20 protein-coding genes are annotated in these 19067 nt (G+C 57.0%); 10 read left to right on the top strand and 10 right to left on the bottom strand.

Annotated elements, in window-relative coordinates; all coding sequences use genetic code 11:
* From KHQ28_RS10915 to ykgO, 3 genes are all read left to right on the top strand, one after another.
* Entirely contained in the window at nucleotides 1–1071 is a 1071-nt protein-coding gene (locus tag KHQ28_RS10915; RefSeq protein WP_002892007.1) for a LacI family DNA-binding transcriptional regulator, read from the top strand.
* A gap of 115 nt (nucleotides 1072–1186) precedes the next feature.
* Nucleotides 1187–1450: a type B 50S ribosomal protein L31 gene (locus KHQ28_RS10910; RefSeq protein WP_002892011.1), complete on the top strand. Its 264-nt coding sequence runs from the start codon at nucleotides 1187–1189 to the stop codon at nucleotides 1448–1450.
* On the top strand, nucleotides 1450–1590 hold the full coding sequence (gene ykgO, locus KHQ28_RS10905; protein ID WP_002892018.1) for a type B 50S ribosomal protein L36: 141 nt from the start codon (nucleotides 1450–1452) through the stop codon (nucleotides 1588–1590). The genes KHQ28_RS10910 and ykgO overlap by 1 nt, the downstream gene beginning before the upstream one ends.
* Here the strand turns inward: ykgO and KHQ28_RS10900 are convergent.
* The gene (locus KHQ28_RS10900) at nucleotides 1587–2285 is read right to left on the bottom strand and encodes a GNAT family N-acetyltransferase (protein WP_002892021.1); all 699 of its coding nucleotides are present in this window, start codon (nucleotides 2283–2285) and stop codon (nucleotides 1587–1589) included. The two genes, ykgO and KHQ28_RS10900, sit on opposite strands and share 4 nt — an antisense overlap.
* Before the next feature lie 100 nt (nucleotides 2286–2385).
* On the opposite strand from KHQ28_RS10900, the gene KHQ28_RS10895 reads away from it, so the two are divergent.
* A complete protein-coding gene (locus tag KHQ28_RS10895; RefSeq protein WP_032419337.1) occupies nucleotides 2386–3837 on the top strand; it encodes a PLP-dependent aminotransferase family protein in 1452 nt (483 codons plus the stop codon).
* On the opposite strand, the gene KHQ28_RS10890 is transcribed toward KHQ28_RS10895, so the two are convergent.
* Nucleotides 3812–4282 carry a YlaC family protein gene (locus KHQ28_RS10890; RefSeq protein WP_002892026.1) on the bottom strand — a complete coding sequence of 157 codons (471 nt, stop codon included), beginning with the start codon at nucleotides 4280–4282 and terminating at the stop codon, nucleotides 3812–3814. The two genes, KHQ28_RS10895 and KHQ28_RS10890, sit on opposite strands and share 26 nt — an antisense overlap.
* Before the next feature lie 20 nt (nucleotides 4283–4302).
* Here KHQ28_RS10890 and KHQ28_RS10885 point away from each other — a divergent pair, with 20 nt between their 5' ends.
* The gene (locus KHQ28_RS10885) at nucleotides 4303–4443 is read left to right on the top strand and encodes a hypothetical protein (RefSeq protein ID WP_004147370.1); all 141 of its coding nucleotides are present in this window, start codon (nucleotides 4303–4305) and stop codon (nucleotides 4441–4443) included.
* Here the strand turns inward: KHQ28_RS10885 and maa are convergent.
* From maa to acrA, 5 genes are all read right to left on the bottom strand, one after another.
* Nucleotides 4415–4981 (bottom strand): maltose O-acetyltransferase, encoded by a 567-nt coding sequence (maa, locus tag KHQ28_RS10880; RefSeq protein WP_002892030.1) that lies wholly within the window; start codon nucleotides 4979–4981, stop codon nucleotides 4415–4417. The two genes, KHQ28_RS10885 and maa, sit on opposite strands and share 29 nt — an antisense overlap.
* Before the next feature lie 158 nt (nucleotides 4982–5139).
* Nucleotides 5140–5358, bottom strand: coding sequence for an HHA domain-containing protein (locus tag KHQ28_RS10875; RefSeq protein ID WP_002892050.1), 219 nt, complete (start codon nucleotides 5356–5358; stop codon nucleotides 5140–5142).
* Nucleotides 5359–5384: 26 nt separating this feature from the next.
* Complete coding sequence (tomB, locus tag KHQ28_RS10870) at nucleotides 5385–5759, bottom strand: Hha toxicity modulator TomB (protein ID WP_002892066.1); 375 nt, start codon at nucleotides 5757–5759, stop codon at nucleotides 5385–5387.
* 485 nt (nucleotides 5760–6244) lie between these two features.
* Nucleotides 6245–9391: a multidrug efflux RND transporter permease subunit AcrB gene (acrB, locus tag KHQ28_RS10865; RefSeq protein WP_002892069.1), complete on the bottom strand. Its 3147-nt coding sequence runs from the start codon at nucleotides 9389–9391 to the stop codon at nucleotides 6245–6247.
* A 22-nt stretch (nucleotides 9392–9413) separates the two neighbouring features.
* Nucleotides 9414–10607 carry a multidrug efflux RND transporter periplasmic adaptor subunit AcrA gene (acrA, locus tag KHQ28_RS10860; RefSeq protein ID WP_004177236.1) on the bottom strand — a complete coding sequence of 398 codons (1194 nt, stop codon included), beginning with the start codon at nucleotides 10605–10607 and terminating at the stop codon, nucleotides 9414–9416.
* A gap of 142 nt (nucleotides 10608–10749) precedes the next feature.
* On the opposite strand from acrA, the gene acrR reads away from it, so the two are divergent.
* Both acrR and mscK read left to right on the top strand, forming a co-directional pair.
* Nucleotides 10750–11400, top strand: a complete 651-nt coding sequence (acrR, locus tag KHQ28_RS10855; protein WP_064147847.1) for a multidrug efflux transporter transcriptional repressor AcrR — start codon at nucleotides 10750–10752, stop codon at nucleotides 11398–11400.
* A gap of 129 nt (nucleotides 11401–11529) precedes the next feature.
* A complete protein-coding gene (gene mscK / locus KHQ28_RS10850; protein WP_004177234.1) occupies nucleotides 11530–14877 on the top strand; it encodes a mechanosensitive channel MscK in 3348 nt (1115 codons plus the stop codon).
* 35 nt (nucleotides 14878–14912) lie between these two features.
* On the opposite strand, the gene KHQ28_RS10845 is transcribed toward mscK, so the two are convergent.
* From KHQ28_RS10845 to priC, 3 genes are all read right to left on the bottom strand, one after another.
* Nucleotides 14913–15824, bottom strand: a complete 912-nt coding sequence (locus KHQ28_RS10845; RefSeq protein WP_012737518.1) for an Rpn family recombination-promoting nuclease/putative transposase — start codon at nucleotides 15822–15824, stop codon at nucleotides 14913–14915.
* A gap of 67 nt (nucleotides 15825–15891) precedes the next feature.
* Nucleotides 15892–16065, bottom strand: coding sequence for a pleiotropic regulatory protein RsmS (rsmS, locus tag KHQ28_RS10840; protein WP_002892136.1), 174 nt, complete (start codon nucleotides 16063–16065; stop codon nucleotides 15892–15894).
* Between the two features lie 12 nt (nucleotides 16066–16077).
* Nucleotides 16078–16605 (bottom strand): primosomal replication protein N'', encoded by a 528-nt coding sequence (priC, locus tag KHQ28_RS10835; protein WP_002892142.1) that lies wholly within the window; start codon nucleotides 16603–16605, stop codon nucleotides 16078–16080.
* A gap of 69 nt (nucleotides 16606–16674) precedes the next feature.
* Between priC and KHQ28_RS10830 the strand changes: the two genes are divergently transcribed.
* The 3 genes from KHQ28_RS10830 to dnaX all read left to right on the top strand — a co-directional run.
* Nucleotides 16675–17052, top strand: coding sequence for a DUF454 family protein (locus KHQ28_RS10830; protein ID WP_002892144.1), 378 nt, complete (start codon nucleotides 16675–16677; stop codon nucleotides 17050–17052).
* A 150-nt stretch (nucleotides 17053–17202) separates the two neighbouring features.
* The gene (gene apt, locus KHQ28_RS10825; RefSeq protein WP_002892145.1) at nucleotides 17203–17754 is read left to right on the top strand and encodes an adenine phosphoribosyltransferase; all 552 of its coding nucleotides are present in this window, start codon (nucleotides 17203–17205) and stop codon (nucleotides 17752–17754) included.
* Nucleotides 17755–17846: 92 nt separating this feature from the next.
* On the top strand, nucleotides 17847–19067 hold a 1221-nt coding region (gene dnaX, locus KHQ28_RS10820), incomplete at its 3' end, for a DNA polymerase III subunit gamma/tau (RefSeq protein ID WP_211777599.1).

The raw sequence follows: 19067 nt of genomic DNA, 5'->3' as shown, positions 1-19067 counted from the left end.
ATGAAGTCTAAAAGCGCTACTCTGGAAGACGTCGCACGCCATGCGGGCGTCTCTTACCAGACCGTGTCCAGGGTACTCAACAAATCAGCTAATGTATCCGAAGCGACACGTCGCAAGGTGGAGAAATCGATAGAGGCCTTACGCTATGTGCCAAACCGGCTGGCGCAGCAGCTGGTGGGGAAGGAGAGCCAGACGGTCGGGCTGGTGACTATTTCTCTGGCCTGGCATGCGCCTTCCCAGGTGGCGGCGGCGGTAAAACGCTATGCCAACCTGGAAGGTTACCAGGTTCTGATTTCGATGATCGATGAGAGCGTCAACCAAAGCATCCAGGATTCCATCAATGAGCTGAAATCTCAGCGGGTGGATAAAGTCATTATCAACGTGCCGCTGGAGACCGAACAGGCGCAGAAAATCGCTGCTGACAACGATGATATCGTCTGCCTGTTTCTCGACGTTGATCCCTACAGCTCTGTGTTTAACGTTTCGTTTAACCCGGCGGACGGCACCCGGGCCAGCGTCAAATATCTCTATGAGATGGGGCATCGGGAGATCGCTCTGCTGGCGGGGCCGGACAGCTCAGTCTCGGCCAAACTCCGGTTAAAAAGCTGGCTGGAGACCCTGGATGGTTACGGTCTGAAGCCGGTGACCGTCCTGCACGGCAACTGGGATGCGCAGAGCGGCTACGCCGGCGCGCTGCAGATGCTGCGCGAAACGCCTAATTTCAGCGCTGTGCTGGTGGGTAATGATCAGATGGCGCTGGGGGTGCTCAGCGCCTTCCATCAGCATCAGGTGGCGGTGCCGGGTGAGAAGTCGGTTATTGGCTATGACGATACCTACGAAAGCTCCTTTTTCTATCCGGCGCTGAGTACCGTGTCGCTCGACCTCGACCTGCAGGGGAAAGAGGCGGTGCGGCGGATCCTCGCCAGCACCAGCGGGGCGCCTCATACCTCATCCATTCTGCCGGCGCGCCTGGTGATACGCCATTCCAGCGGCGCCCGAATCGAGCAGGGAAAAGATCTGCAGGCCATTGCGGAACAGCTCCGCGCCATCGCCCACCGTCTGGCACCCTGACGCCAAAGGCGGGGAAACTCGCCTTATCACCTTACCCTTAAATTGAGCAGGGTTGATCTTTGTCACAGCACGGCGTAACCTTATTGTTATGTTATAACGTAATAAAGAGGTCAGCATGAAAGCCCATATCCATCCTCCCTATCGTACGGTGGTGTTTCACGACACCAGCGCGAATGAGTATTTTAAAGTCGGCTCAACTATCCGCACCGATCGCGTGATTGAACTCGATGGCGAAACTTTTCCGTATGTGACGATCGACGTCTCCTCGAAATCGCATCCGTACTACACGGGCAAACAAAAAACCTTCGCCAATGAAGGCAGTGCAGCCCGATTCCGCCAGCGCTTCGGCGGCTTTATTGATGCGAAAAGGAAAGCATGATGCAGGTCGTCAACTCATTACGTAGCGCTAAACAGCGCCACCCGGATTGCCAGCTGGTTAAACGCAAAGGGCGGCTGTACGTTATCTGTAAGAGCAACCCCCGCTTCAAAGCGGTGCAGGGGCGCAAAAAACGCCGTTAACGGAAACTCTCCAGCGAGCGGCGCTGTTGGCCGTCGGCGGTAAAATTGTCGGCGGCCAGCCATTGGCGCATGGCGTTATCCAGCTCCGGCCATTCGCCGTCTATCACCGAAAACCAGTCCGTGTCCCGGTTGTGTCCTTTACTCACCAGCGCCTGGCGAAAACGTCCTTCGTACTGAAACCCCAGCCGCCTTGCCGCCCGGGCTGATGGGATATTAAGACTGTTGCATTTCCATTCATAGCGACGGTAGCCGAGCGTATCAAAGACATACTGCATCAACAGCCAGTGCGCTTCGGTGGCCATGGCCGTTCGGCTCAGTAACGGTGAAAAATGCACATGCCCCACCTCTACCACACCGTGAGCGATATCGATACGCATTAACGCCAGCGAGCCGACCGCTTTCCCTCGCTGCTGGTCAACGACGGCAAAATGAATCGGGTCTGCCAGCGTGGCGACCTGCTCCACCCAGGCACTGAATTCTGCAAGGTTGCTCTCAGGTTCACGCAGCAGCCACGTCCAGCTGCGGGCGTCTGGCGCCAGCTGGTGAGCGGCGAACAGATCGCTGGCATGAGCAAGAGTCAGCGGTTCGAGTCGACAACGGCTGCCCTGTAATACCTGTCGTGTCGGCCAGGGGCGCGGCTGCCAGTCAGGCAGCGCGACGCCGAGCGCCTGGCCAAACTGATTATATTCGCACATTGCGGTTTCCTTATTGGGGATTTACAGGCAGCGTACGCGCTCGCTGGTTCCATAAAAAGTGCCATTAGAGTATGTTTTTATGGGGCCACGAGGAGGCAATATGAATATACCGGACGAGGGGTTTTTTACGCTGTTGACGCAGGGGATGCGGAACCGCACGGTCGAAACCTTACAGCGCGCCCTTTACCACACCTTACGTGACGCTATCCTGCAGGGAACCCTGACGGCCCGCTGCCGTTTACCCGGATCGCGGGTGATGGCCGAACGGCTACACCTGTCGCGGAATACGGTCAATGCCGCACTGGAACAGCTGGCGCTGGAGGGGTACCTGACACGGAGCCGTCAGGGAACGCAGGTGGCACCACTCGCCTCCTGCCGCCAGGAGGCGGGTCAGATGCCGCCCGTCGTGCTGCCTGAGCGGCTGCAAAGGCTGCCAGCCGCGATGCGCCGCGACTCACCGACGCTGGCATTTACGCCAGGCATACCGGCGGTAAACTATTTCCCGCTGCCGCTGTGGCGGCGACTGATGGATAACGTGCTACGCGAAGATGGTAGCGCGCTGCTGGGTTATGGCGAAGCCGCGGGCGATCCTTTGCTGCGAGAGGCTATCGCTCGTCATCTGGCGCTCTCCCGGGGCATCCGGTGCGATATCCGGCAGATCGTCATCACCGAAGGCGCGCTGGAAGGCGTCAACTTATGCGCCTCGCTACTGACCAACCCGGGCGACAGCGTGTGGCTGGAAGAACCGGGGTACCTGGGGGCGAGGAGTGGCTTTCAGCGGGCGGGACTGCGGGTCAGAGGAATGGCTGTCGACGATGAAGGGATGTGTATTGCCAACGGCGTCGCGGAGCCGCCCCGGCTCATTTTCACCTCTCCTTCACACCAGTATCCCTGTGGGAGCATCATGAGCGCCGGGCGCCGTCTGGCGCTCGTGGAATATGCCCGCCGGCACGGGGCGTGGATTGTGGAGGATGACTACGACAGCGAGTTTCGCCATAGCGGAGAACCGATCCCGGCGATGCTGGGAATGGTGCCTGATGCCCCGGTGGTCTATCTCGGCACCTTCAGCAAAACGCTGTTTCCGGCGTTGCGTATCGGTTTTATGGTTATGCCGCCCGCGCTGGCGGATGCTGCTCAGGACGCCATTGGCGCGCTGCTGCGCGGGGGACACCGTGCTGAACAGCGGGCGCTGGCCAGCTTTATCGAGAAGGGACACTATGCGCGCCATCTGGCAGCGATGCGCCGCCTGTACCGTAAACGTCAGCAACAGCTGCGCGAGGCGCTGGCGCAAGAGATAACCGTGCCGTGCGACGTTCTCGGCGGGGGAGGGGGGATGCACCTGACGGTGGCGATGGAGGGCGTTAATGACCGGACGCTTGCGCAGCAGGCGCGCCAGTTTCAGCTGGCGCCCGCCGCGTTAAGTCATTTCTATCTCGACCCGCAGCGAGCGCGGAGCGGACTGGTGCTTGGGTATGGCAATACCTCTGCTTCTCGCTATCTCCCGGCGCTGCGGACCCTAAATCGCCTTATTGCGCAGCACCGGCGCGCGTGAGGGTAAAGACGTCGTAGAAGGAGAGCTCGCCTTTGGTGGCGACCATCTTTTTGAGCTGCGCCTTCTGCTCGCTATCGACGTCTGGCGACTGCAGGATACGATCGATCAGCTGCCGGGGGACAAAGCGGGTGTTGTACCATTCCCCGTTGTAGCACACGCGAAAGTCGAGGACATCGATATCCTCGTAGCGATAGCGTGGATAGACGTCAAAGAAGAAAAAGGCGTTGAACAGAATGAACAGCACCACCAGCAACCAGACCGAGTCTACCAGCGTTTCAGAGCGCAGCATGACCACCAGCGTCGCCAGAAACGCGGCATACATGGCAACAAACAGTCCCGGATGGTTGCGGATAAAACTGATGCTAAAACGCGGGCGATTATCGCGTTTTTCCTGGACGTTGAGTTCGTCAATGGTGTGAATCAGCAGGCGTTGTATTTCTGTCATCTTGGTCCTCGAATTCTGCAATGAGCCTGCCGCGCCCGGCGGACCAGGCGCGGCAGGCTCAGCCTGAAGGCTATTTTATGTTGCAATATTCTGCGGAGAAAGTAACAGATCAGTTACAGAAAAGCATAACAGTTACGGATTTGTCGGCGGAAGGCGCTTAATGATCTGCGCCGGGTTACCGCCGACGACGGTACAGGCAGGTACGTCTTTGGTGACCACCGCGCCGGACGCAATGACCGCATTATCGCCAATGGTCACGCCGGGATTGATCACTGCCCGACCCCCAATCCACACATTGTGGCCAATAGTTACCGGCTTGCCGTATTCCTGGCCGCTATTACGCGCATCGGCGTCCAGCGGATGAGTGGCGGTATAAATATGGACGCCTGGCGCCAGCATACAGTTATCGCCAATATGGATAGGGCAGACGTCGAGCATCACGCAGTCAAAATTGGCGTAAAAACCGGCGCCGAGAAAAATATTATAACCATAGTCGCAGCGAAAGCTTGGCTCGATATACGCATCGCCGGCGCGAGCGAACAGCTCGGCCAGAATATGCTGACGTTGTTCCTGGTCATCCGGGGCGGAATGATTATAACGGTGCAACAACTGTCTGGCGCGCAGGCGATCGGCGCGAAGCGTTGGGTCGCCAGATAAATAGAGCTCACCGGCGATCATTTTGCGTTTTTCTTCACTCATGGGTCTTCCTTATACCTGACTGTTGATGGCCGTAGCAGTATAAAAAAGAAACCGGTTACAGGGTTGCTGTTGGCTGAATGATGTGATGTCTATCACAAAGATACCCTACGGCGGCTGACCCGTACCGTCCGGCCAGCAGACCACGTAGTACGCGTAAATTAGCGGATAAATTTCCAGACAGAGGTCGGGATTTTATCGTATAGCTTATTCATGGTCAGTTCCGCCAGACGATGGTCGGCAGCTGAGTAAAATACCGCCAGCTCATTATCAGACAGTTCATATTTATTTTTTTCAATGACGCGCTCCAGCGTGTCAATTGTCTGGCAACGACGTAAGCGCATCAAATAGTCTGTTTTAGTTAATGGCTTATCAGACATAATTCCACCTTTTGATTGTAATAATTCTAACACGATAGACTGGCCGGGTTTTCCCGGCTGGCGTTGACAAAGCAACGAAATAGTCGGTTACCGGATTTTTTCCACTTTTGCAAATCCGTAGAGTTAATGCCGTAGTTACTGAACAACGTAAAAGTGTCGTCCAGATATTCGTCAACCTGAGCGATCAGCTTATTATCCTCTGCATACTTAATTTTATAATTAAGAGCGAATGTGGCAATGTGCTCGATCAATTCATTTAACTGGAGATTGACAGCCGACGTCGGGTCGTTGACCCAGCCATGGTTGCTCTCTTCCAGGTTTGCAAGGCAGTCATGATACAGCGTTTCGCAGAGAAAGCGTAGCTGTGCAATATCATGTCTTTTTGGCGAGTATTCGTCCATAACGCATCCCCTTTTGAGTGGTTTAAACGACGACTAGCAAACACCGTTGTGGGATGAACACGACTAACTGACCTGACACTAACTGAGTAATCCTGCTGATTTAACTATAATCCACTCTCCAACAGATTTCATCGTGCTATTACGAAAAATTACAATTATCAGCGAGAAATTATCTTAAAAATAGACGAATTAATTTCGAAGGCGCTGGCCCACAGCCGGAGAAATAGAGAAATCTTATGAATCATTGGTTTATGGCAGGCAGCTGTCGCGTTCAGAAACCGCCGACCCGTGGATAATGATAGTAGGATTATTCCTGGTAAATGAGTGTTTGCCGATCCCGAGTTGTTGAACAAGCTGCTAAAAATAGCCTGCGCCATATCAATATATATTAAATGCAGAACGAAAAATAAACAATGGCAATATGTGCCTTGCCAGCCAGTGATAAAAAAGGGCCGCGGTAGCGGCCCTTTGTTCAGGAGTGAAGATTAATGATGCTCAACCTGATGGCTGTGCTCTATATCTTCCGATTTTTTGCTAAAGCGGCGACGAACCACCACAAAGAACACCGGCACGAAGAAGATCGCCAGGATCGTCGCGGTCACCATCCCGCCCATTACGCCTGTACCGACGGCGTTCTGCGCACCGGAGCCGGCGCCGGAGCTGATAACTAGCGGCATTACCCCGAGGATGAACGCCAGAGATGTCATCAGGATTGGACGTAGACGCATACGTACTGCTTCAAGCGTCGCCTCAATCAGCCCTTTGCCCTCTTTCTCCATCAGGTCTTTGGCGAATTCAACGATCAATATTGCGTTCTTCGCCGACAGGCCGATGGTGGTCAGCAGACCCACCTGGAAGTAAACGTCGTTGGTTAGCCCGCGGAAGGTGGCGGCTAACAGCGCACCGACCACACCCAAGGGGACGACCAGCATAACCGAGAACGGAATCGACCAGCTCTCATACAGCGCCGCCAGACACAGGAAGACGACAATCAGCGAGATGGCATACAGGGCAGGGGCCTGGTTGCCGGACAGTCGCTCCTGATAAGACATCCCGGTCCAGTCGTAGCCGATACCGGAAGGCAGTTTACCCGCCAGCTCTTCCATCAGCGCCATCGCCTCACCGGTACTCTTGCCTGGCGCGGCCTGACCGAGGATTTCCAGTGACGGCAGACCGTTGTAGCGTTCCAGACGCGGCGAACCGTATTCCCAACGCGAGGTCGAGAAAGCAGAGAACGGCACCATCTGACCATCGCTGCCGCGAACATACCACTTGCCGATATCTTCCGGCAGCATACGGTATTTCGCTTCGGACATGATGTACACTTTCTTCACGCGGCCGCGGTCGATAAAGTCGTTGACATAGCTTCCGCCCCAGGCTGCGCCCAGCGTGGTGTTAATGTCGCTGATGGAGACGCCCAGCGCCTGAGCTTTCTCCTGATCGATATCGATTTTAAACTGCGGTGTATCTTCCAGACCGTTAGGGCGCACGCCGGTCAGCACGTCAGGATGCTGCGCCACCATGCCAAACAGTTGGTTACGCGCCTGGGTCAGTTTTTCGTGGCCCAGACCGCCCTGGTCAATCAGCTCGAAGTCAAAGCCGGTCGCGGTACCCAGTTCAACGATAGCCGGCAGGTTAAAGGCGAAGACCATCGCATCTTTAATCTGCGAGAAGTAGCCCATTGCTCTCGCGGTGATCGCTTCAACTTTGTTTTCCTCACCCGGACGCTGGCTCCAGTCTTTCAGCGAAACGAACGCGATACCGGTGTTCTGGCCGCGGCCGGCGAAACCGAAGCCGTTAACCGCAAACACGGATTCCACGTTGTCCTTCTCTTTGGTGAGATAGTAATTCGTCATCTCATCCAGCACTTTCTGCGTACGCTCCTGGGTGGCGCCGGCAGGCAGCTGCGCCATACTCAGGAATACACCCTGGTCCTCGTCCGGCAGGAACGAGCTCGGCAGACGGACGAACAGCCATGCCATACCCACCACGATGATCAGATACAGCACCAGATAACGACCGGTGCTGCGCAGAATGTTGCCTACGCTGTCGGTGTAATGGTGCGTGCTCTTATCAAACATGCGGTTAAACCAGCCGAAGAAGCCGGTGGTCGCGCCATGGCTGCCTTTCTGAATGGGTTTCAGCATCGTGGCGCACAGCGCCGGCGTCAGAATTAACGCCACCAGTACCGACAGCGCCATCGCGGAAACGATAGTGATGGAGAACTGGCGATAGATGGCCCCGGTTGAGCCGCCGAAGAACGCCATCGGGATAAATACCGCCGACAGCACCATCGCGATACCTACCAGCGCGCCCTGAATCTGTCCCATCGATTTACGCGTCGCTTCTTTCGGCGGCAGACCCTCTTCCGCCATCACACGCTCGACGTTCTCTACCACCACGATGGCGTCATCCACCAACAGGCCGATGGCGAGCACCATCCCGAACATCGTCAGGGTGTTTATCGAGAAGCCAAACGCCGCCAGCACCGCGAAGGTGCCTAACAGGACCACCGGTACCGCGATGGTGGGGATCAGGGTGGCGCGGAAGTTCTGCAGGAACAGATACATGACCAGGAACACCAGGATGATCGCTTCCACCAGCGTTTTAACCACTTCGTGAATAGAAATTTTCACGAACGGGGTGGTGTCATACGGGTAAACGATCTTCATCCCCGACGGGAAAAACGGCTCCATCTTCGCCAGTTCAGCGCGAATAGCGTTGGCGGTATCCAGCGCGTTCGCGCCGGTAGCCAGTTTAATACCCAGACCGGATGCCGGCTGGCCGTTAAACTTCGCCACTACGTCATAGCTTTCGCCGCCCAGCTCAATTTTGGCGACATCACGCAGACGAACCTGGGAACCGTCCTGGTTCACCTTCAGCAGGATGTTGCCAAACTCTTCCGTATTGGTCAGACGCGTCTGCGCGATGATCGAGGCGTTAAGCTGCTGGCCTTTCACCGGCGGCGTACCGCCTAACTGGCCCGCGGCCACCTGGGCGTTCTGCGCTTTCAGGGCGCTGATCACATCCACCGGCGTAAGCTGGAAGTTGTTCAGTTTGTTTGGATCCATCCAGATACGCATCGCATACTGGGAACCGAATAGCTGAACGTCGCCGACGCCGCTGGTACGGCTAATCGGATCCTTCATGTTGGCCGCCACGTAGTCCGAAATATCGTCCTGGTTCATGGTGCCGTTGGTGTTAATGACGCCGACAACCATCAGGAAGCTGCTGGACGCTTTCTCAACGCTAATCCCTTGCTGCTGTACTTCTTGCGGCAGCAGAGGCGTCGCCAGCGCCAGCTTGTTCTGAACCTGAACCTGGGCGATATCCGGATCGGTACCGGATTCGAAGGTCAGCGTAATGGTTGCCGTACCGGTGGAGTCGCCATTTGAGGACATGTACATCAGGTGATCGATACCGTTCATATTCTGTTCGATAACCTGAGTTACGGTGTTCTGCACCGTTTCGGCGTCAGCACCGGGGTACATGGCGGTAATGGAAATTGCTGGCGGCGCAATCGTCGGATATTGCGCCACCGGCAATTTGAGGATTGATAATCCCCCAGCCAGCATGATGATAATGGCGATCACCCATGCAAATATGGGGCGATCGATAAAGAAATTAGGCATGTCTTAACGGCTCCTGTTTAAGTTAAGACTTGGTTTGTTCTGATGGCGCGTTGCCTGCGGCTTGCTGTTTATCATCAGAAGCTACTTCCTGCGCTTTTACCTGCACACCTGGTTTGATTTTTTGCAGGCCGGTGACGATAACGCGATCGCCGGATTTCAGACCGTCAGTGACCAGCCATTTATCGCCGATCGCCTGAGAAGCAGTGACCTGGCGGACTTCGACTTTATCGCCTTCCCCCACTACCATGACGCTGGCGTCGCCGCGCGGCGTACGGGTAACACCCTGTTGCGGTACCAGCAGGGCGTCAGGGTTAATCCCTTCTTCCAGACGGGCACGGACGAACATCCCCGGTAGCAGGGTGTGATCCGGGTTCGGGAAAATAGCGCGTAGTGTGATTGAGCCGGTGGTCTGATCGACGGTGACATCCGAGAATTCCAGCGTGCCGGACTGTGGATACTTAAGACCGTCATTAGTCACCAGCTCCACTTTCGCTTTGCCGTTTTCCTGTTTCAGGCGGCCGTCGGCTAGCTCCTGCTTCAGGCGCAGGAAATCATTGCTCGACTGGGTGACGTCAACATAGATCGGATCCAGCTGCTGAACGGTTGCCAGGGCGGTCGTTTGACCATTCTGTACCAGCGCCCCTTCGGTCACGGCGGATTTACCAATCCGGCCGCTGATCGGCGAGGTGACTTTGGTGTAGGCCAGATTGATGCGCGCGGTTTCAACGGCAGCTTTCGCCGCGACCACGGCCGCATTGCTCTGCTGCGCCGTCGCAACGGCGGTATCGTAGTCTTGTTGACTAATATATTTGGTGCCCAACAGTTTCTGATAACGCTTGACCGTCAGTTGATCCATGTTTGCCGCCGCCTGGGCTTTTGCCAGGTCGCCTTTGGCGCTGTCATAGCTGGCCTGATAGGTGGCTGGATCGATCTGATACAGGGAGACGCCGGCCTGGATATCGCTACCTTCCACGAAGTTACGTTTTAAAATAATGCCACTGACCTGAGGACGGACTTCCGCAATGCGATAGGCGCTGGTGCGGCCTGGCAGTTCGGTGGTTATTTGTAGAGGTGCGGATTTGAGCGTCACAATACCGACTTCCGGCATGTGCTGGGCTCCCTGTTGAGCCGGTTTATCGTCACATCCTGTTAGCGCTAAGCTGCCTGAGAGCATCAGAACGACCGCCAGAGGCGTTAACCCTCTGTTTTTGTTCATATGTAAACCTCGAGTGTCCAATTTCAAAATGTTCAGTGGCTCAAACAACCACAAACCCACTACAGTCTTTCTATTATGGTCATGCTATGGTACATACATTCACAAATGTATGTAAACGTAACCTCTGTAAAGTCATTAACCTATGGCACGAAAAACCAAACAACAGGCACGTGAAACCCGGCAACTGATTCTGGATGTTGCTCTGCGTCTGTTTTCGCAGCAAGGCGTATCATCTACCTCGTTGGCAACAATTGCAAAAGCTGCGGGTGTAACGAGGGGGGCTATCTACTGGCATTTCAAGAATAAATCAGATTTATTCAACGAAATTTGGGAGCTGTCAGACGCCAGTATTAGCGATCTCGAAATTGAGTATCGGGCAAAATTCCCCAACGATCCACTCTCAGTTATCAGGGAGATTCTAGTCTATGTTCTTGAAGCGACAGTGACAGAAGAACGTCGACGATTAATGATGGAGATTATCTATCATAAGTGTGAGTTCGTCGGTGAAATGACCGTGGTGCAGCAGGCCCAGCGGCAGCTCTCCCTGGCGAGTTATGAGCGTATCGAGCAGACCTTGAAAGAGTGCATCGCGGCGAAGCTGCCGCCCGCCAATTTACTCACCCGGCGGGCGGCCGTGTTAATGCGCAGCTACCTTTCCGGGCTGATGGAAAACTGGCTGTTTGCCCCCGATTCGTTCGACCTGCATGCGGAAGCGCGGGACTACGTCGCTATTCTGCTGGAGATGTATCAATTCTGCCCGACGCTACGCGGCCCGGAGAGCTTGTCAGCTTAAAGGTAGCGCGCGGATGGGCGTGAATTTTTAGCGCCGTCCGCCGCTATTCGCCAGCGCTGAGAAGTGCTATTCTGCGCGCTTGCGACGACCCCCGGTATTCTCCGGCATTTGCATTCATTCATATTAACTATGCTGCACACGATCTCCAGGCAACGCGCCACGTTCATCTTTATTATCACGCTGCTCTGTTTTATTGGCCTTTTCAGCCCAGTCCAGGGCCGCGCCGCGGATCTCCCCGATCGGGCAGAGGTGCAGAGCCAGCTCAATACGTTAAACAAGCAAAAAGAACTGACTCCGCAGGACAAACTGGTCCAGCAGGATCTGACTCAGACGCTGGAAACGCTGGATAAAATCGAGCGTATCAAAAGCGAGACGGCACAGCTGCGACAGCAGGTCGAGCAGGCGCCGGCGAAGCTGCGCCAGGCGGTGGAGAGCCTCAATAACCTGAGCGATGTCCCGAACGACGACGCGACGCGCAAAACGCTAAGTACGCTCTCCCTGCGTCAGCTGGAGTCGCGCGTCACCCAGACGCTGGACGATCTGCAGAATGCGCAAAACGATCTGGCGACCTATAACAGCCAGCTGGTTTCCCTGCAAACGCAGCCGGAACGCGTGCAAAATGCGATGTTCAACGCCTCCCAGCAGCTGCAGCAGATCCGCAATCGTCTGAATGGCACCTCGGTGGGCGACGAGACCCTACGCCCGACCCAGCAGGTGCTGTTGCAGGCTCAACAGGCATTGCTCAACGCGCAGATCGAGCAACAGCGCAAGAGCCTCGAAGGCAACACTATCCTGCAGGATACCCTGCAGAAGCAGCGTGACTACGTCACCGCCTGGAGCAACCGGCTGGAGCATCAGCTACAGCTGCTGCAGGAGGCCGTGAACAGCAAACGGCTGACCCTGACCGAGAAAACCGCCCAGGAGGCGGTTACCCCCGACGAAACGGCGCGTATTCAGGCCAACCCGCTGGTCAAGCAGGAGCTGGATATTAACCATCAGCTCAGCGAGAAGCTGATCCAGGCAACAGAGAACGGTAACCAGCTGGTGCAGCGCAATATCCAGGTCAAAAACTGGCTCGACCGCGCGCTGCAGTCTGAACGGGATATTAAAGAGCAAATTTCAGTTCTGCGGGGGAGCCTGCTGCTGTCGCGTATTCTTTACCAACAGCAACAGACATTACCGTCGGCGGATGAGCTGCAGGATATGACCAACCGCATCGCCGACCTGCGGCTTGAACAGTTTGAGGTGAACCAGCAGCGCGACGCGCTGTTCCAGAGCGATGCCTTTGTCGCCAAACTGGAGGAGGGGCACAGCAGCGAAGTGAACGATGAAGTCCACGCCGCGCTACTGGAAGTGATCGACATGCGTCGCGAACTGCTTGATCAGTTCAACAAACAGTTGGGTAACCAGCTGATGATGGCCATCAACCTGCAGATCAACCAGCAGCAGCTGATGAGCGTCTCGAGCAGTCTGAAGGAAATTCTGACCCAGCAAATTTTCTGGGTGAACAGCAATAAACCGATGGACTGGGAGTGGATTAAGGCCTTCCCGGAGGCGCTGAAAGGTCAGTTTAAGGCGATGAAAATCACCGTGAACTGGGAAAAAGCGTGGCCTGCGGTGTTTGTCGCTTTCCTGGCCGGTTTACCGCTGCTGTTGATTGCCGGCCTCATCCGCTGGCGTCTGCAGTGGCTCAAGGATTATCAGGCAAAGCTTGCTTCCCAGGTGGGACAGCTGCGCAACGATACCCAACTGCATACGCCGAAGGCGATCCTGATCGATCTGATCCGCGCCTTACCGGTGGTGCTGTTGATTCTGGCTATCGGTCTGATCTTACTCACCATGCAGTTAAATATTAGCGGACTGCTGTGGGCGTACAGTAAAAAGCTGGCTATGTTCTGGCTGGTGTTTGGCCTGTGCTGGAAAGTGCTGGAAAAGAACGGCGTCGCGGTCAACCACTTTAATATGCCGGCGCAGTTGACCAGCCACTGGCGGCGGCAGATTGTTCGCGTCAGCCTGGCGCTGCTGCCGCTGAATTTCTGGTCGGTGATTTCCGAACTGTCGCCGCTGAACCTGATGGACGACGTGCTGGGGCAGTTGGTGATTTTCTTCAACTTACTGCTGATCGCGGTGCTGGTTTGGCCGATGTGCCGGGAAAGTTGGCGCGATAAAGAGTCGCACAGCCTGCGCCTGCTGACGATCACGGTGTTGTCTATCGTTCCGGTGGCCCTGATGGTGCTGACGGCAACCGGCTACTTCTACACGACGCTGCGTCTGGCGGGACGCTGGATCGAGACCGTGTATCTGGTGATGATCTGGAACCTGCTGTACCAGACCGTGCTGCGCGGCCTGAGCGTGGCGGCGCGGCGTATCGCCTGGCGCCGCGCGCTGGCGCGCCGTCAACATCTGGTGAAGGAAGGGGCGGAAGGCGCCGAGCCGCAGGAAGAGCCAACTATCGCTCTCGAGCAGGTCAACCAGCAGACGCTGCGCATCACCATGTTGGTGATGGTCGCGCTGTTCGCAGTGATGTTCTGGGCGATTTGGTCTGATTTGATCACCGTTTTCGCCTACCTCGACAGCATTACCCTCTGGCACTACAACGGTACCGAGGCGGGGGCCAGCGTGGTACGCAGCGTGACGATGGGCAGTTTGTTGTTCGCCATTGTGGCGTCAATGGTCGCCTGGGCGCTGATCCGCAACCTGCCGGGTTTGCTGGAGGTGCTGGTGCTGTCGCGGCTCAACATGCGTCAGGGGACCTCCTACGCCATCACCACCATTCTCAACTATGCGATTATCGCTATCGGGGCGATGACGGTATTCGGGGCGCTGGGCGTCTCCTGGGATAAACTGCAATGGCTGGCGGCCGCGCTGTCGGTTGGTTTAGGTTTTGGTCTGCAGGAGATCTTCGGTAACTTTGTCTCCGGCCTAATCATTCTGTTCGAACGTCCGGTGCGCATTGGGGATACGGTCACTATCGGAACCTTCTCGGGGACGGTAAGCAAAATCCGTATTCGCGCCACCACCATCACCGACTTCGATCGCAAAGAGGTGATTATCCCGAACAAGGCGTTCGTTACCGAGCGCTTGATCAACTGGTCGCTCTCCGACACCGTGACCCGGGTGGTGATCCGCCTCGGCGTCGCCTATGGCTCAGACCTGGATAAGGTGAAAGAGGTGCTGCTGAAGGCCGCGCACGATCATCCGAAAGTGATGCAGGAGCCGGCGCCAGCGGTTTTCTTCACCACCTTCGGGGCCAGTACCCTGGATCATGAACTGCGTCTGTATGTTCGAGAACTGCGCGATCGCAGCTACACGGTGGATGAGCTCAACCGCGCCATCGACCGCCTGTGCCGGGAGAATGACATCAACATTGCCTTTAACCAGCTGGAAGTTCATCTGCGCAATGAAAAAGGCGATGAAGTCACCGAAGTGAAACGGGACGGGAAAGGCGACGATCTGGCGCCCACCACCGCGTCCTGATCGAAGAGGGGCGGCGCAAAGCCGCCCCTGCTGTATCAGGGCGCCAGCGCGGCGAGTTCTTCATCGCTCAGCCCGGTGAGCTCCTGCACGGTTTGACGTTCGAGGCCGCGCGCCAGCATTCTGGCGGCGATGCTGCGGGTGGCGGCTTCTCGACCTTCCTGCTCACCCTCTTGCTGTCCCTGTTTACGGCCTTTCTCTTCCAGCCATTCGGCAATGGTCATCATCAGCTCCTTATGCCTGGGCGACTGCGCCGCCAGCGTGCGGATCAGCGCCCCCGGATGTTCCGTGGTTCCCGCCTGCAACATATAGCGCAGCAGCGTATTCAGCTGCGCTTCTGTCAGATAGCCTTGCGTCATCAGCGCAATCAGCGGCACCTGCAGCTCGGCCAGATCGCGATGGCGGATATGCTTTTGCAGCAGCTCCAGCATGGCCATCCGCCGATGACGGGCGATCTGATTATCTGGCATTACGGTGAGGTCCACCAGCGGAAAATCATTGCTATAGAGCGCCTTCGCCAGCGCCGGATCGTCGAATAGCTGTTGCCAGTTGCGGGCCCAGGGCCAGGGGCTCACTTTGCCGTGATAAAACAGAATCGGCACCACCAGCGGCAGCGTGTCGTGGCCGGCGTCCAGATGACGCTGCATGGCGGCCAGCGCATAGCGCAGCAGGCGAAACGCCATCAGCTTGTCCGGGGTACTCTGGTGCTCAATCAGCGCGTACACATAGCCCGGTCCATGACGCGTGCGCAGTGAGTAAAGGATATCGGAATAGCTGGCGCGCAGGTCCTCTTCAACAAAGCTACCGGAGACCAGCTGCAGCGAATCCAGTTCGCAGATCGCCAGAAACGGCGCGGGGAGGTACAACTGCAAAAAATCCTTCGCGACCGCCTGATGCATGAGCATCTGGCGAAACACCGCGTCGTGTGGGGTTTGACTGACTTTTTCCATCAATATTGTCTCCAGTGGCGTCATGCGCAGAGGACCAGACTGCCAGCACACTGCCGGAGACAACATCCTACTTCTCTGGGTTTTGCGACCCGCTTTCCGCGTTTTTTAACTTGTTTGCATAATCCCGCCGGACAATTTCCAGCGCGCTCAGCACGGTTTGCGCCGGGATCTGATGCGATTCCAGCAACATGATTAAATCGACGGCCAGTTTGACCTCATCGGATGCATTTTCCAGCGACATCGGGCTCTCCTGTTAGCGCGTCAGCCGCGCCAGTACGTTTTCAATCTTGTCCAGCGCCTGTCGGCAGCGCGCCAACCGGCCGCTGTAGGCTTCAACTTCTTTCCCCAGCCGCTGCTGCTCGTCAAGGCTGGTCGCCTGCGCCAGCTGACGCTGGCGTTGGTCGCGCATCGCCAGCAGGCGGCGCTCATACTCCTGATGCTGCAGGCGACGGCGCTGCCAGCGGCTCAACGTTGGCGACGCGTGGTCCCAACTGCGCAAGGACCAGGTGGCGGTTTCACGGCGCAGCGCGGCGATTTGTGCCGCCAGACGCTCGGCAATCCAGACCACCTGCGGCAGCTGCTGGCGCTCGACGGCCTGGCGGAGCTGGTTAAAGTTGTGTTGGGCTTCCGCCAGATAGGCCTGCATCAGCGTGCTGCGGGTGTGGAAGAGCTGGCGGTCAAAGCGCGGGCTGAGGGTCGCGTGCTCCGCCAGCGGCGCCACCAGCGCGGCCAGCTCGCTGAGCTGATCGTTCAGCGTTTGTAAAAGTTGAGCAGTTTTCACCAACCCCCTCCATTTTCCGTCAGCCAACTGTGCTACAGTAGCCTCATCTGTTTGATAACGATTCGCATTATGCCACCTGTTATTTTAACCATTATCGGCTGGCTGGCGGTAGCGCTGGGTACGCTGGGCGTCTTCTTACCGTTGCTGCCGACGACGCCGTTTATTCTGCTCGCCGCCTGGTGCTTTGCCCGCTCATCGCCGCGCTTTCACCAGTGGCTGCTGTATCGCTCCTGGTTTGGCGGCTATCTTCGCCACTGGCAACAGTACCGCGCCATGCCTCGCGGCGCTAAACCGCGCGCCATTGCGATGATCGTGGTGACTTTTGCTATTTCGCTATGGCTGGTTAAGCTTACGTGGGTGCGCATCATGCTGTTGGTCATTCTGGCCTGTCTGCTGATCTTTATGTGGCGCATTCCGGTGGTTGACGCAAAGCAACAAAAGCACTGATGCGCAATAATGCCTGTTGCAATTGTTGCCGACAGCCAGTAAATTCTGGCGTTTTCGAGCGCGGGCAAGCCTGGTCAAAGGTTAAACAAATGTTTCTTTGGCCCCTTTTGCACGCCCGTGGGTAATACCGTTTCAATCAGGCATACACTTATGACCGCAACTGCACAGCAGCTTGAATATCTGAAGAACAGCATCCAGAGTATCGAGGATTATCCAAAACCTGGCATTCTTTTCCGCGATGTCACCAGCTTACTGGAAGACCCGAAGGCCTACGCGCTTAGCATTGAACTGCTGACCGAGCGCTACAAAGACGCGGGTATTACCAAAGTGGTAGGGACTGAGGCGCGTGGCTTCCTGTTCGGCGCACCGGTTGCGCTGGCGCTGGGCGTGGGCTTTGTTCCGGTACGCAAGCCGCGTAAGTTGCCGCGTGAAACCATCGCCGAGACCTATGAGCTGGAGTATGGCACCGATCAGCTGGAGATCCACGTTGACGCCATTAAACCGGGCGATAAAGTGCTGGTGGTTGACGATCTGCTGGCGACCGGCGGCACTATCGACGCCACGGTCAAACTGATCCGCCGCCTCGGTGGCGAAGTGCACGATGCCGCTTTCATTATCAATCTCTTCGATCTGGGCGGCGAACAGCGCCTGGAGAAGCTGGGGATCCACTGCTACAGTCTGGTGCCGTTCCCGGGCCACTAAGCAAATCCCTCCACATAGCCTCGCCGATCGGGCGGGGCTGTGATAGCATGACCCCTTCGTGATTTCACCTTCCAGCGTTTCAGAGCCAGCCCATGAGTTATCAGGTCTTAGCCCGTAAATGGCGCCCACAAACCTTTGCTGACGTCGTCGGCCAGGAACATGTGCTGACCGCACTGGCGAACGGCTTGTCGTTAGGGCGCATTCATCACGCTTATCTTTTTTCCGGTACCCGCGGGGTCGGGAAGACCTCCATCGCCCGTCTGCTGGCGAAAGGGTTAAACTGTGAAACCGGCATCACCGCCACCCCCTGCGGCGTGTGCGATAACTGCCGGGAAATTGAACAGGGGCGCTTTGTCGATCTGATTGAGATTGACGCCGCCTCGCGAACCAAAGTCGAAGATACCCGCGATCTGCTGGACAACGTCCAGTACGCGCCGGCCCGCGGCCGCTTTAAGGTCTATCTCATCGACGAAGTCCATATGCTGTCGCGTCACAGCTTCAACGCGTTGTTAAAAACGCTGGAGGAGCCGCCGGCGCACGTCAAATTTCTGCTGGCGACGACGGATCCGCAGAAGCTGCCGGTAACGATCTTATCCCGCTGCCTGCAGTTCCACCTGAAGGCGCTGGACGTTGAACAGATCCGCCATCAGCTGGAGCATATTCTTGGCGAAGAGCAGATTGCCTTTGAGCCCCGCGCGCTGCAGCTGTTGTCGCGGGCGGCCGATGGCAGCCTGCGCGATGCCTTAAGCCTGACCGATCAGGCGATTGCCAGTGGGGAAGGGCAGCTGACGGCCGCATCGGTGAGCACCATGCTCGGCACCCTTGATGACGATCAGGCGCTGTCGCTGATTGAAGCGCTGGTTGCTGCCGACGGCGAGCGGGTCATGGCGGGCGTCAATGACGCCGCCGCACGCGGCGTCGAGTGGGAGGCGCTGCTGGTCGAGATGCAGAGCCTGCTGCACCGCATCGCCATGGTTCAGCTGTCGCCTTCGGCGCTGGGCGCCGACATGGCCGCGGTCGAAGTGCGGATGCGCGAACTGGCGCGAACCGTACCGCCCGGCGACGTTCAGCTCTACTACCAAACGCTGCTGATTGGCCGCAAAGAGCTGCCTTACGCCCCGGACCGGCGGATGGGCGTCGAAATGACGCTGCTGCGTGCCCTGGCGTTTCATCCGCGTAAGCCGCTGCCGGAGCCGGAGGCGCAGCCGGCACAGGCCGCCGCGCCCGCGCCGCGTCAGCCGGCTGCCCCCGCCGCGCCGCCGCCACAGTCGCCGCAGAGTTTGCCGCCGACCACCAGCCAGGTGCTGGCGGCC

Origin of the sequence: Klebsiella sp. 28 (assembly GCF_018223905.1) — a bacterium.
GTDB lineage: Bacteria > Pseudomonadota > Gammaproteobacteria > Enterobacterales > Enterobacteriaceae > Klebsiella > Klebsiella pneumoniae.
Note: the sequence above shows the minus strand (reverse complement) of the source record. Positions and strands in the feature narration are given on the sequence as shown.